Origin of the sequence: Rugamonas sp. DEMB1, assembly GCF_029834475.1 — a bacterium.
Lineage (GTDB): Bacteria > Pseudomonadota > Gammaproteobacteria > Burkholderiales > Burkholderiaceae_D > Rugamonas > Rugamonas rubra.
On record NZ_CP122407.1, the window covers coordinates 5227245 to 5240059 of the forward strand.

At 66.9% G+C, this 12815-nt stretch carries 10 protein-coding genes and 3 pseudogenes; 5 read left to right on the top strand and 8 right to left on the bottom strand.

What is annotated here, in order from left to right; genetic code table 11:
• Both QC826_RS24065 and QC826_RS24070 read left to right on the top strand, forming a co-directional pair.
• Positions 1-409: pseudogene (locus tag QC826_RS24065) on the top strand (hypothetical protein).
• Positions 410-608: 199 nt separating this feature from the next.
• Positions 609-2591, top strand: a complete 1983-nt coding sequence (locus QC826_RS24070; RefSeq protein ID WP_279762781.1) for an ATP-binding protein — start codon at positions 609-611, stop codon at positions 2589-2591.
• A gap of 208 nt (positions 2592-2799) precedes the next feature.
• On the opposite strand, the pseudogene secA reads toward QC826_RS24070, so the two are convergent.
• A pseudogene (secA, locus tag QC826_RS24075) lies at positions 2800-5563 on the bottom strand (preprotein translocase subunit SecA).
• Between the two features lie 259 nt (positions 5564-5822).
• Here secA and QC826_RS24080 point away from each other — a divergent pair.
• Entirely contained in the window at positions 5823-6311 is a 489-nt protein-coding gene (locus QC826_RS24080; protein ID WP_245774246.1) for a DciA family protein, read from the top strand.
• Between the two features lie 153 nt (positions 6312-6464).
• On the opposite strand, the gene lpxC is transcribed toward QC826_RS24080, so the two are convergent.
• From lpxC to QC826_RS24095, 3 genes and pseudogenes are all read right to left on the bottom strand, one after another.
• Entirely contained in the window at positions 6465-7400 is a 936-nt protein-coding gene (gene lpxC, locus QC826_RS24085) for a UDP-3-O-acyl-N-acetylglucosamine deacetylase (RefSeq protein WP_093388265.1), read from the bottom strand.
• Positions 7401-7454: 54 nt separating this feature from the next.
• Positions 7455-8298 (bottom strand): annotated as a pseudogene (locus QC826_RS24090) (DMT family transporter).
• Between the two features lie 263 nt (positions 8299-8561).
• Positions 8562-9347 (bottom strand): helix-turn-helix domain-containing protein, encoded by a 786-nt coding sequence (locus tag QC826_RS24095; protein WP_279762782.1) that lies wholly within the window; start codon positions 9345-9347, stop codon positions 8562-8564.
• A 103-nt stretch (positions 9348-9450) separates the two neighbouring features.
• Here QC826_RS24095 and QC826_RS24100 point away from each other — a divergent pair, with 103 nt between their 5' ends.
• Together QC826_RS24100 and QC826_RS24105 are read left to right on the top strand one after the other, a co-directional pair.
• Positions 9451-10224 carry a class I SAM-dependent methyltransferase gene (locus QC826_RS24100; protein WP_279762783.1) on the top strand — a complete coding sequence of 258 codons (774 nt, stop codon included), beginning with the start codon at positions 9451-9453 and terminating at the stop codon, positions 10222-10224.
• Positions 10225-10285: 61 nt separating this feature from the next.
• Entirely contained in the window at positions 10286-10534 is a 249-nt protein-coding gene (locus QC826_RS24105; protein WP_279762784.1) for an AbrB/MazE/SpoVT family DNA-binding domain-containing protein, read from the top strand.
• Between the two features lie 40 nt (positions 10535-10574).
• On the opposite strand, the gene QC826_RS24110 is transcribed toward QC826_RS24105, so the two are convergent.
• The 4 genes from QC826_RS24110 to QC826_RS24125 all read right to left on the bottom strand — a co-directional run bounded on the left by QC826_RS24110 (position 10575) and on the right by QC826_RS24125 (position 12814).
• A complete protein-coding gene (locus QC826_RS24110; protein ID WP_279762785.1) occupies positions 10575-10850 on the bottom strand; it encodes a type II toxin-antitoxin system RelE/ParE family toxin in 276 nt (91 codons plus the stop codon).
• Entirely contained in the window at positions 10847-11239 is a 393-nt protein-coding gene (locus QC826_RS24115; RefSeq protein ID WP_279762786.1) for a hypothetical protein, read from the bottom strand. The genes QC826_RS24110 and QC826_RS24115 overlap by 4 nt, the downstream gene beginning before the upstream one ends.
• 40 nt (positions 11240-11279) lie before the next feature.
• Positions 11280-11804, bottom strand: a complete 525-nt coding sequence (locus QC826_RS24120; protein WP_279762787.1) for an NADPH-dependent FMN reductase — start codon at positions 11802-11804, stop codon at positions 11280-11282.
• Positions 11805-11872: 68 nt separating this feature from the next.
• Positions 11873-12814, bottom strand: coding sequence for a diguanylate cyclase (locus tag QC826_RS24125; RefSeq protein WP_279762788.1), 942 nt, complete (start codon positions 12812-12814; stop codon positions 11873-11875).
• Between the last annotated feature and the right edge of the window lies 1 nt (position 12815).

A 12815-nucleotide genomic window follows, 5' to 3' on the forward strand; every position in this document is an offset into this window, starting at 1 on the left:
ATGAAAACCACCATGACCTCGCTGTTGTTGACCGCCCTGCTGGGCACCACCCTGTCCGCCTCCGCCGAGACGGTCGTCATCGTCAGCCAGAAGAACCCGGCGACGCGGATGTTCTCCGAACAGGCCTCGCAATTCTTCCTCGGCAAGTCGGCGATGTTCACCCCGGTCGACCAGGCCGAAAGCTCGGCCATCCGCGCCGACTTCTACCACAAGGTGGCCGACAAGGGACCCGGCCCAGGTCAAGGCGATCTGGTCCAAGCTGGTGTTCACCGGCAAGGCCACGCCGCCCAAGGAGTACAACTCCGACGCCGAGGTGAAGAAGGCGGTCGCCGCCGATCCGAAGGCGATCGGCTACATCAACAAGAACTCGGTGGACGACACCGTCAAGGTGATCCTCAGCCTGCCGTGATGCCGGCCTAGCTCCACCCGCGACGCCCGGCAACGCCGGGCGTTTTTGCGTGCGCGCGCCATCTCGATGGTGCCGAATGGCAAGCGATGGGTTATATTGACAAGTCGGCAGCATTCCACGCGGCGCCAACCGCGCCGCCAGCCGCCGCGGGAACGGACACCCTGTTCCCGGCCGCGCCGACCCGATGGAGACCCTCGTTTTGAACCTATCGCTACGCGCGAAATTCCTGGTGCTGAGCGCCGTGGTGCAAGCCCTGGTGGTCGCCCTGCTGATCTGGAACAGCCTGCGCCTGATGGACGACGCCGTCGGCAAGAACGCCGAGCGGGTCGCCCACGAATACGCCGTCACCCTCAACCTCTCGCTCAGCCCCTACGCCATCAACGGCAAGCTGGGCCAGCTGTCGGGCTACCTGGCCGAGATGCTGGCCGACCCCGAGGACAGCTTCCTGCGCTACATCGTCATCCTCGACGCCCAGGGCCGGCCGATCATCGAGATCGGCGGCAGCGTCGCCGCGCTGCCGCCGGCGCTGCGCGCCGGCGCGCCGGGCGCCGCCGCCGGACGCGGCGCGCGCACCGTCACCGAGGGCCAGACCCTGCACGCGCGCGCCCCGCTGCTGCTGCAGGACAACCAGGTCGGCACCCTCAACTTCGGCCTCTCGACCACCGACCTGAAGCGCGCCAGCGACGAGGTGATGCTGCAGGGCGGCGCCATCTCGCTGGCCGGCTTCGTGCTCGGCCTGGGCCTGTTCTACCTGTTCACCCACGGCATCGGCCGGCGCCTGGCCGCGCTGACCGGCCAGTCGCGCCAGATGGCCCACGGCCAGCCCTGGGCCGAACAGGGCGGCGACGAGATCGACATGTTCTCGCGCTCGCTGGCCAGCATGAGCGCGGCGCTGCGCGAGCGGGTCGCCCAGCTCGAACAGTCCGAGCGCCGCCTGGTCGAGTCCGAGGCGCGCTTCAAGATCCTGTTCGACATGGCGCCGCTGCCGCTCAGCGTGTCCGACCACGAGGGCCGGGTGATCGCCGCCAACCAGGCGCTGGCGCGCACCTTCGACTATCCGGTCGACAGCCTGATCGGCATGCGCTCGGACCAGGTGACCTTCTGGGCCAGCGCCGTCGAGCGCGACCGCATCTGGAACATCTACCAGAGCGACGGCGCGGTGCACGGCGCCATCGCCGGCGTCTGCCTGCCCGACGGCAGCGTCGGCAGCGTGGCCATCTGGTCGTCCTCGCTGGTGCTCGACGGCCGCCCGGCGATCATCTGGGCGCTGCTCGACCTGAGCGAGGAGCTCAACGCCAAGCGCGAGCTGAACGACCTCAACATCTCGCTGGAGAGCCGGGTGCGCGAGCGCTCGGCCGCGCTCGAGCTGGCCAACCGCGACCTCAGCGTGGCGCTGGAGAACCTGCAGCGCACCCAGGACGAGCTGCTGGCGGCGGAAAAGATGGCCTCGCTCGGCTCGCTGGTGGCCGGCATCGCCCACGAGCTCAACACGCCGATCGGCAACTCCCTGCTGGCCTCGACGACCCTGGGCGACCGCGTCAACGAGTTCGAGGCGCTGGTCGAGGGCGGCGCGCTGCGCCGCTCCGAGCTGCGCGCCCACATGGAGGAGGTGCGCCTGGCCAGCAACCTGATCTCCGGCTCGCTGCACAAGGCGGCCGACCTGATCTCCTCGTTCAAGCAGGTGGCGGTCGACCAGACCAACGACCAGCGCCGCAGCTTCGACCTGCTGACCGTGGTGCAGGACACCCTGGCCACCTACACGCCACGGCTGCGCCAGGCCGGCTGCGCCGCCCACCTGGCGATTCCGCCCGGCCTGAGCTTGGACTCCTACCCCGGCAGCCTGTACCAGATCCTCAACAACCTGATCAACAACACCCTGGCGCACGCCTTCGAGCGCGGCATTGCCGGCAACATCACCATCTCGGCCGCCGAGCTGGGCCAGGGCCAGGTCGAACTGGTCTTCGCCGACGACGGCGCCGGCATGCCCGACGAGGTGCTGCGCCGCGTCTTCGACCCCTTCTTCACCACCAAGATGGGCCAGGGCGGCACGGGACTGGGCATGCACATCGTCTACAACATCGTCACCGGCATGCTGGGCGGGCGCATCGCCATCGAATCGGCGCCCGGCCGCGGCACCACGGTGCGCATGGCGCTGCCGCGCTGCTCGCCGCAGCGCAGCTGATGGCCGCACCCAACTGGGCAGGAACGCGGCTAAGTTACGAAAACCCGGCGGCGTAAATCCAGGGTCAGACCCTAGGGTCTGACCCTCGCTCCTTGCCTGTGGGTGCTTGCCAGCAACCCGCGCCTTGACGACCAACGAAAAAAGCGGAACAGCCTGGGGCTGTTCCGCTTTTTTTGTTGCCGCCGGGCCAGCGCCCGGTGGCCTAGGCTCAGGCCAGCTTGCCGTGGCAAGCCTTGAACTTCTTGCCGCTGCCGCAAGGGCAAGGGTCGTTGCGGCCGACCTTGAAGTTGGCGGCGAAGTTGGGATCGTTCAACTCCTCTTCCGACATGGTCGGCGCCAGCAGTTCCTCCGGCGCGGCGTTCGGGTTGAAGTCGGCGTGCTGGTAGTGCACGTTCTCCACCTGTGGCGCCTGCATCGCCGCTTCGGCCGCGTCGATCTCCTCGCGCGACTGGATGCGCACCGTCATGATTAGCTTGACGACGTCGTTCTTGATCATGTCGAGCATCTGGCCGAACAGTTCGAAGGCTTCGCGCTTGTACTCCTGCTTCGGGTTCTTCTGCGCATAGCCGCGCAGGTGGATGCCCTGGCGCAGGTGGTCCAGCGCGGCCAGGTGCTCGCGCCAGTGGCTGTCGACGCTTTGCAGCATGACGTTGCGCTCGAAACCGCCGAACGATTCCTTGCCGACGATGTCGATCTTCGACTGGTACAGCGCGTCGGCGGCGGCCAGCACGCGCTCGAGCAGCTCCTCGTCGGTCAGATTGGTCTCGGCGGCAAGCATCTCGCCCAGCGCCAAATCGATCTGCCATTCCGAGGCCAGCGTGGCCTCGAGCGCCTTGATGTTCCACTGTTCCTCGACCGATTCCTCGGGCACGTACTCGCGCACGATGTCGGTGAAGGCGCCGTGGCGCAGCGACTCGATCAGTTCGGAGATGTCGGTGGTTTCGAGCAGCTCGTTGCGCTGCTGGTAGATCACCTTGCGCTGGTCGTTGGCGACGTCGTCGTATTCCAGCAATTGCTTGCGGATGTCGAAGTTGCGCGCCTCGACCTTGCGCTGGGCCGATTCGATCGAACGCGAGACGATGCCCGCCTCGATCGGTTCGCCTTCCGGCATCTTCAGGCGGTCCATGATGGCGCGCACGCGGTCGCCGGCGAAGATGCGCAGCAGCTGGTCGTCGAGCGACAGGAAGAAGCGCGAGGAGCCCGGATCGCCCTGGCGGGCGGCGCGGCCGCGCAACTGGTTGTCGACGCGGCGCGATTCGTGCCGCTCGGTGCCGATGATGTGCAGGCCGCCGGCCGCCACCACCTGCTCGTGCAGCGCCTGCCAGCCGTCGCGCAGCGCGGCGGCCTGGGCCGCCTTGTCGGCGTCGCCCAGCGCGGCGTTGGCCTCGATGAACTTGATCTGGTTCTCGACGTTGCCGCCCAGGACGATGTCGGTGCCGCGGCCGGCCATGTTGGTGGCGATGGTGATCGCCTTCGGGCTACCGGCCTGGGCGATGATCTCCGCCTCGCGGGCGTGCTGCTTGGCGTTCAGCACGTTGTGCGGCAGCTTGGCCTTGGTCAAAATGCCCGACAACAGCTCGGAGTTCTCGATCGAGGTGGTGCCCACCAGCACCGGCTGGCCGCTGTCGTAGCATTCGCGGATCTCCAGCAACATGGCGTTGTACTTCTCCATGGTCGACTTGTAGACCTGGTCCTGGCGGTCCTTGCGCTGCGACGGCCGGTTGGGCGGCACCACCACGGTTTCCAGGCCGTAGATCTCCTGGAACTCGTAGGCCTCGGTGTCGGCGGTGCCGGTCATGCCGGCCAGCTTGCCGTACATGCGGAAGTAGTTCTGGAAGGTGATCGAGGCCAGCGTCTGGTTCTCGTTCTGGATCTTCACGCCCTCTTTCGCCTCGACGGCCTGGTGCAGGCCGTCCGACCAGCGGCGCCCCGTCATCAGGCGGCCGGTGAATTCGTCGACGATCACCACTTCGTTGTTCTGCACCACGTAGTGCTGGTCCTTGAAGTACAGCGCGTGGGCGCGCAGCGCCGCGTACAGGTGGTGCACCAGGGTGATGTTGGCCGAGTCGTACAGCGAGGCGCCCTCGGGCAGCAGGCCCATCTGGGTGAGGATCGCCTCGGCCTTCTCGTGGCCGGCCTCGGTGAGCACGAACCTGGTGGGCCTTCTCGTCCTTGGTGTAGTCGCCCGCCACTTCGATCTTGCCCTTGCCGTCCGGCGTTTCCTCGCCGACCTGCAGGATCAGCATGCCGGGCAGCTCGTTGATCTTGTAGTACAGGTCGGTGTGGTTCTCGGCCTGGCCGGAGATGATCAGCGGCGTGCGCGCCTCGTCGATCAGGATCGAATCGACCTCGTCGACGATGCCGAAGTTGAGCGCGCGCTGGACCCGGTCGCGCGCCTCGAACACCATGTTGTCGCGCAGGTAGTCGAAGCCGAACTCGTTGTTGGTGCCGTAGGTGATGTCCGAGGCGTAGGCGGCCTGCTTGGCGGCGTGCTCCATCTGCGACAGGTTGATGCCGGTGGTCAGACCGAGCCAGCTGTACAGCTTGCCCATGGTCTCGGCGTCGCGCTGGGCCAGGTAGTCGTTGACGGTGACGATGTGCACGCCCTTGCCCGACAGCGCGTTCAGGTAGGCCGGCAGGGTCGCGGTCAGCGTCTTGCCCTCGCCGGTGCCCATCTCGGCGATTTTGCCGAAGTGGAGCACCATGCCGCCGACCAGCTGCACGTCGAAGTGGCGCATCTTGAAGACGCGCTTGCTGGCCTCGCGGCAGACGGCGAAGGCTTCGGGCAGCAGCGCGTCGAGCGCCTCCCCCTTGGCGATGCGTTCCTTGAAGGCGGGCGTCTTCGCTTGCAGCTCGGCATCCGTCAGCTTTTCAATGACCGGCTCGAGCGCATTGATCTCGCGTACCGTTTTTTGGTATTGCTTGAGCAGCCGCTGGTTGCGGCTACCGAAAATCTGGGTCAGTAATGACATGCTTGAATTCTTGAAAAAAACGCCGTTTAAAAAGCTCTGTGGGGTGGAAAACGCCTTACCTTACGGAGTTCGACTATGGCAAAAGACGATGATTTTATCATGCGCCGCAGCCAAGATTGGGATATTGGCCTATATAACAATAGCCCAACAGCAAACAATGCCACAAAATCAAGACATTTTAGTGCCTAATCGAAAAAAATCCGCGCCGGCGCCGGCCCCGCCTCGGCATGCGGGGGGCGGCTGTGATATGTTTCGCCGCATGCGATTCAACTCCTTCAACTCCTCCAACATCTCGGTCAAACGGCGCACCGCCGTCGGCGCCACCGACTTCCTGCGCCGCGACGACAAGATGGCCGCCCTGCTGCCGGCCATCGAGCGCATGGCCGCCCTGCAGAAGGACTGCGCCACGGCGCTGCCGGCCATGTTCAAGTATTGCGAGATCCTGCAGTTCGAGGACAACCAGCTGGTGCTGTCGACGCCCAACGCGGCGCTGGCGGCCAAGCTCAAGCAGCAACTGCCCAAGCTGCAGGAGACGCTGGCGCGGCGCGGCTGGCAGGTGCACGGCGTCAAGCTGAAGGTGCAGATGATGAAGGCGGCCGAGGTCAAGGAGCAGATGCGCGCCCTCTTCCTCAACGAGGCGGCGATCAGCGCCTTCGACTCGCTGAGCGACTCGCTGGAACAGTCGGCGCAGAACGCCACCCTGATCGCCGCGCTGAAGGCGATGGTGGCGCGCCGCCGCGAAGGCTGAACGAACTAGGTGAAGAAGAATACCCGCAGGCGACAATATAGGGTCAGACCCTAGGGTCTGACCCTGGCTCGCTGACCCTGGCTCGCTGACCCTGGCTCGCTGACCCTGGCTCGCTGACCCTGGCTCGCCATCCTCGGCGGGCTCCGAAACCGCTTAAGTCAGCGCCCACTCGCGCGCCATCTGGCGCAGATACGACGGCGGCGCCGTCTCGTTGGTGGCGAAGGAGACGATCTCGTAGGCCTCCGGATGCTTCAGCAACTCGAGCAGCAGCTGGTTGTTGAGGGCGTGGCCGGACTTGTGCGCCTCGTAGCTGGCCAGCAGCGGATGGCCGACCAGGTACAGGTCGCCGATGGCGTCGAGGATCTTGTGGCGGACGAACTCGTCCTCGTAGCGCAGGCCGTCCGAGTTGAGGATGCGGTACTCGTCCATGACGATGGCGTTCTCCAGCGAGCCGCCGCGCGCCAGGCCGATGCCGCGCAACATCTCGACGTCCTGCATGAAGCCGAAGGTGCGGGCGCGCGCCACGTCGTGCACATACGACACGTCGCCGAAGTCGACATGGGCGCGCTGGGTGGTGCCGTCGACCGCCGGATGGTTGAATTCGATGAAAAAGTCCAATTTGAAGCCGTTGTAGGGCGTCAAACGCGCCCATTTTTCCTTGTCGCCCTGGCCCTCGCGGATCTCCACCGGCTTGAGCACGCGGATGAACTTCTTCGCCGCCGGCTGCTCGTGCACGCCGGCCTGCTGCAGCAGATACACGAACGACGAGGCCGAGCCGTCCATGATGGGGATCTCCTCGGCGCTGACGTCGATGTACAGGTTGTCGATGCCCAGGCCGGCGCAGGCCGACATCAGGTGTTCGACGGTGGAGACGCGGGCGCCGTCCTTGACCAGCACCGAGGCCATGCGGGTGTCGCCGACGGCCGCCGCGCTGGCCGGGAAGTCGACCACCGGGTCGAGGTCGACGCGGCGGAAGACGATGCCGGTGTCCGGCGCGGCCGGACGCAGGGTCAGTTCGACCTTGGTGCCGGAGTGCAGTCCCACGCCGGTGGTGCGGACCAGTTCTTTGACGGTGCGTTGTTTTAACATGCGAGGATTATAGCGAAGTTGTCGAGGCCGCGTCGGCCGGCCGTTTCCGCCCGGTCAAGGATGTTCCGCCTCGGCATGCACCGTCTCGCGCCGCACCAGGTAGATGCCGCTGGCGATGATGATCGCCGCGCCGAGCAGGGTGTAGCCGTCCGGCAGCACCTGCCACAACAGCCAGTCGATCGCCACGCCCCAGGCCAGCGCCGAGTATTCGAACGGCGCCACGGTCGAGGCCTTGCCCTTGCTGAAGGCCTCGGTGATGGCCAGCTGGCCGAGGAAGCCGCTGACGGCCAGCGCCGCCAGCACCAGCAGGTCGCTGCTGGCGCACCACCACCCAGCCCTGCCAGGACAGCGCCAGGCCGCCGCCGGCCATCAGCACCAGCAGCGAGAACATGATGGACTCGTTGGCGTCGGTGCGGCTGAGCACGCGGCTGGCGATGGCCGAGACGGCGTAGCAGGCCGCCGCGCCGAGGATGGCCAGGCCGCCCATGGTGAGGAAGCCGCTGCCGTCGGGGCGCAGCACCACCAGCACGCCGAGCATGCCGACGGCGACGGCGCACCACTGCGCGGCGTCGACCCGCTCCTTGAGGAAGAACACCGACAGCGCGGTGATCAGGGTCGGCGCGATGAAGAAGATGGTGTAGGCCTCGGCCATCGACAAGGTTTTCAGGCCGTAGGCGAACATGGTCAGCATGGCGATGCCGAGCGCGCCGCGCAGCAGGTGCATCGGCCAGCGGATCTTCAGCACCTTGCGGAAGGCGCCGCGGTAGGCCAGGTAGCCGCACAGCAGCGGCAGCGAGCTGAGCGCGCGCAGCGCCGTCACCTGCATGGCGGGATAGTGGGACGACAGCACCTTCATCGAGGTGTCCATGACGGAGAACATGGCCACGGCGATCAGCATGGCGTAGATGCTGTGCAGGTTTTCTTTACGGGACGGCGAGGACAGGGCAAGCTCCTGGTGGGCGACGGCGGGGCCGCATGGAACGTCATCATGGCGACGTCCAGAGCCAGGACCGGGCCGCTAGGAACTGGCGGCGGTCGCAACAATTATAACAAGGTAACTTTTCCCGCGTGCGCGCCGGGCGCGCGGACGCCAGGGCGCGCAGCCGCGGGACGCGCCGCCGGGGCACGCCGCCAGGGCCCGGCCCGGCGGCGGGCTTCGTGCTACGGCTGCCGCTGCGGCAGCAACATCACCAGCTTCAGGTCGTGCCGCTTGGCCAGGTGCAGGGTGACCTGCTCGAAGTCCAGCGCGCCGCGCTGCGGATGCTGGAAGCGGCGCGCGCCGCCCTCGCGGCCGACCACGTTGCGCAGCGTCCACAGGCGTTGGAAGTCGGCGCTGTCGCGCGCCAGCGCGGCGATCAGGCCGGCCAGCGGCGCCTGGTCGGCGTGGCGGCCGCAGTCGGCGCGGAACTCCGCCACCAGCCGGGCGGCGCGGTCGGGCCAGTCGACGATCAGGCCGCGCGCCTGCGGCGCGGTGAACATGAAGCGCAGCAGGTTCGGCGCCGGCGCGCCGTCGGCCCGCGCCAGCCAGGGCGCGAACAGGGCGCCGGCGGCGGCGTTCCAGGCCACCGCGTCCCACTGCCGGTCGAGGATGTAGGCCGGCGCGGCGATCGCCTCGACCACGGCGGCCAGGCCGGACTCGGCGCCGGCGTCGTCGGCGCTGGCGGCGTGGGCCGGGTCGAGCTTGTCGGCCAGGCCGAACAGATAGCCGCGCTCGGCCGGGCTCAGCTGCAACACCTGGGCCAGCCGCGCCAGCATCCTGGTCGACGGCGACACCTCCCTGCCCTGCTCCAGCCAGGTCAGCCAGGTCGGGCTGACCTCGCACAACTGGGCCAGCTCCTCGCGCCGCAGGCCCGGCGTGCGGCGCCGGCCGCCGCCCGGCAGGCCGGCGGCGGCCGGGGTGAGGCGCTCGCGGTGCGCGCGGATGAACTCGCCCAGAGGATTGTGCATGGTGGTTCTTATACCAGGATAAGTTGTTGGCTTGTTACAGGATAAAACACCGCCTATTCTGCAACAACACCCACCGCAACGCCAAGCCCAACCGGAGAAGCACATGAAACAGCAAGCCTACGTCGCGCAACAATTCGGCGACACCGCCAGCGCCTACCTGAGCAGCCCGACCCACGCCGAGGGCGCCGACCTCGTCGCCATGGGCCAATTCGCCCGCCGCATGGGCCGGCCCGTGGTGCTCGACCTGGGCTGCGGCGCCGGCCACGCCAGCTTCGCCGTGGCGCCGTTCGCGCAGGCGGTCACCGCCTTCGACCTGTCGGCGCAGATGCTCGAGGTGGTGGCCGGCGCCGCCGCCGCGCGCGGCCTGGACAACATCGCCACCCGCCAGGGCGACGTCGCCCGCCTACCCTTCGCCGACGCCAGCTTCGACCTGGTGGTGACGCGCTTCTCGGCCCACCACTGGCTCGACGTGGCCGCCGCGCTGCGCGAGGCGCACCGCGTGCTGCGCCCGGCCGGGCGCCTGCTGGTGGTCGACATCGTCGCGCCGCAACAGGCGCTGTACGACAGCACGCTGCAGGCGGTCGAACTGCTGCGCGACGGCTCGCACGTGCGCGACTACCGGGTCTGCGAATGGGGCGCCAAGCTCGAACGGGCCGGCTTCACGCATCAACTGAGCAGCCAGTGGAAGCTGCCGATGCAGTTCGAACAGTGGGTGGCGCGCATGCGCACGCCGGCGCTGCGGGTGCAGGCGATCCGCAGCCTGTTCGACTCGGCGCCAGAGGAGGCGACGGCCTACTTCGCGCTGCAGGACGACTACTCGTTCGCGATCGACGCCGCACTGTTCGAGGCCGCCAAGCCGGGCGAGGAGATTTTCTAGTCCTCGTTCAAAGACAGGGGTACGATTCGTACTGCGGGATGATCCCCGAAAGGAGCAAGCCATGAGCAAGACCATCACCCTCGTCGTGCAAAAGTGGGGGAACGATTTGGCACTGCGTATCCCCGCCAAGCTTGCTAAAGAACAGAGACTATCCGCAGGACAGCTTGTGGAAGTTCTTCTACAGGTATCGTCCAAGCCTCAGGAGAGCCATTCCACCTTGGAGCTGGAACAACTGCTCAGCCAATTTGACCCTAAAAAGCACAGTGGCGAAGTTATGACGACCACTGCAATCGGCATAGAAGCCATGTGACGGCCACTCCCGAAAGCTTGTTACCCGACCAACTTTACGGTCAGGGATATTTTCTCTTTACATGAATGACGTTCAGTGCTGTCACTGTCGTGGCGTCCTCAAGCAAAGTGACAATATAGTTTTTATGCGCCACCAATTCAAATGTCCCAGCGACTCGGCCAATACGGCGCGGGAAATTGGGGTCGGCCAGTTGGCCAACCTGCCGATCAATATGCAGCCAAAGATCCGCCGCTGCACGGGGACTCGTTTGCGCGACATAGCATTCAATTTGGCGCAAGTCACGCACATAGGATTGTGACCGTATGACGCGCTTCATAGCGCGTCACGATAAACCTTCTTGGCAGCGACGATTTGGTTCCACTCTTCCTCTGAAATCGTCTCGTTCGTACCGTCTTCCAGCCCGTCAATGGCGCCTTGTACTTTCTTCCGAAACCATTCGTCATAGGAATCTGGTGCACTCAGAGGAACGTGCTCAGCGAGGTCGGCGACACCATCAACGCCCAGTTCCTGCAGCAACACAAGCGCTTTCTGGCGATTGGGGAAGCGGGAAATTTCAGTTCCCCCAGTAGGCGAACCAAGAATGCAAGGGCCGTCCCGGCATTCGGCGTGCACTACAAATCCTGACCCATCCGCAACAATCGCGACGCGGCTGATCTGGTTCGCGACGACTATTCGACGAAACTCATCTATGGAAAGAGTCTTCATCTTTTACCTCCCGAGAATGAATTCAACTAGCATGCACCGATCATACGCCGCTCGCCATGTGCTGGCGCAAGGCGGCCAGCGCGGTCTTGAGCGCCGCCACCATGGCGGGGTCGGCGGCGATCTGCCGCTCGCCGAGGCCGGCGCCGAGCAGCGGCAGCGTGATGCAGGCGGCCTCGACCACGCTGGCCGACATCACCGTGACCGTCTCCAGCAGGGCGGCGTGGGCGTGCGCGGCGCGCGGCGCGGCGTTGAACAGCGCCACCGGCTTGCCGACGAAGGACTGGTTGCCGACCATCCAGTCCAAGCCGTTCTTCAGCGCGCCGGTCACGCCGTGCGCGTATTCCGGGCTGGCGATGACGACGGCGTCGGCCTCGGTCAAGGCCTGCTTCAGCCGCGCCACCACGGCCGGCGGCGGCGCGATGTCGGGATTGAACAGCGGCAGCGCGCCCAGCTCCTGGTAGATGCGCACCTCGACGCCGGCCGGCGCGACGCCGGCCAGCACGCGCAGCAGCATCGAGTTGATGGAGGCGGCCCGCAGGCTGCCGGAGATGGCGAGTATTTTCATGCTGGGGCGGCGGAAAAAATGGACCCCCGATTGTATGCCGGATCGGCGCGCCGCGCCGGCCGGCCCGGCTAGGCCGGCTGCTCCGCCTCCGGCGCCAGGCAGGCGCGGCCCCGGCCCTGGGTCTTGGCGCGGTACAGCGCCTGGTCGGCGCGCCGCAGCAGCGCCTGGCTGTCGATCAGGCCCGCCGTCGCCACGGCGGCCACGCCGATGCTGACGGTGACCACCGCGTCGACCGTCGAGTCGGCGTGCTCGAGCCCCAGCGCGCGCACCGCCGCCTCGACCTTGTCGGCCATCGCCAGCGCGCCGGCGGCGTCGGTGTCGGGCAGCAGGCAGACGAACTCCTCGCCGCCGTAGCGCGCCGCCAGGTCGAAGGGGCGCTGCAGAGCCGCCTGCAGCGCGCCGGCGACCCGCTTCAGGCACTCGTCGCCGGCCGGGTGGCCGTAGCGGTCGTTGTAGCGCTTGAAGAAGTCGACGTCGATCATCAACAGCGACAGCGGCAGGCCGCTGCGCTGGCAGCGCTGGCACTCGGCCTCGAGCCGCTCGTTCAGATAGCGCCGGTTGGCGATCGCCGTCAGGCCGTCGGTGTGCGCCATGGCGTGCAGCGCGTCGACGTGCAGCTTGAGCTGCCAATGGGCGCGCACGCGGTTGCGCAGCGTCAGCGGATTGACCGGCTTGTTGACGAAATCGGCCGCGCCCACCTGCCAGCAGGCGTTCTCCTCCTCGGTCTGCGAACCGGCGGTGACGAAGATCACCGCGATCGACTCGGTGGCCGGGTTCTGCTTGAGGCGCCGGCACACCTCCAGCCCGTCCATGCCGGGCATGAAGACGTCGAGCAGGATCAGGTCGGGCAGCGCCGTGGCGCACAGGTCGATGGCCTGCTGGCCGCCGGTGGCGGCGAAGATCTCGTACTCGCTGGCCAGGATCTGGTGCATCAGGCGGATGTTCTCCGGCCGGTCGTCGACCAGCAGCAGGCGGCCGCGCCGCAGCGACGGGGGAAAAGGCGTCGTCATC

Excerpts from the sequence above, each read along its gene's own strand:
- QC826_RS24120 (WP_279762787.1), bottom strand. The coding sequence starts at position 11,804 with ATGAAAATACTCGCCATCTCCGGCAGCCTGCGGGCCGCCTCCATCAAC.
- QC826_RS24100 (WP_279762783.1), top strand. The coding sequence starts at position 9,451 with ATGAAACAGCAAGCCTACGTCGCGCAACAATTCGGCGACACCGCCAGC.
- QC826_RS24115 (WP_279762786.1), bottom strand. The coding sequence starts at position 11,239 with ATGAAGACTCTTTCCATAGATGAGTTTCGTCGAATAGTCGTCGCGAAC.
- QC826_RS24110 (WP_279762785.1), bottom strand. The coding sequence starts at position 10,850 with ATGAAGCGCGTCATACGGTCACAATCCTATGTGCGTGACTTGCGCCAA.
- QC826_RS24095 (WP_279762782.1), bottom strand. The coding sequence starts at position 9,347 with ATGCACAATCCTCTGGGCGAGTTCATCCGCGCGCACCGCGAGCGCCTC.
- QC826_RS24125 (WP_279762788.1), bottom strand. The coding sequence starts at position 12,814 with ATGACGACGCCTTTTCCCCCGTCGCTGCGGCGCGGCCGCCTGCTGCTG.
- QC826_RS24105 (WP_279762784.1), top strand. The coding sequence starts at position 10,286 with ATGAGCAAGACCATCACCCTCGTCGTGCAAAAGTGGGGGAACGATTTG.
- QC826_RS24080 (WP_245774246.1), top strand. The coding sequence starts at position 5,823 with ATGCGATTCAACTCCTTCAACTCCTCCAACATCTCGGTCAAACGGCGC.
- lpxC (WP_093388265.1), bottom strand. The coding sequence starts at position 7,400 with ATGTTAAAACAACGCACCGTCAAAGAACTGGTCCGCACCACCGGCGTG.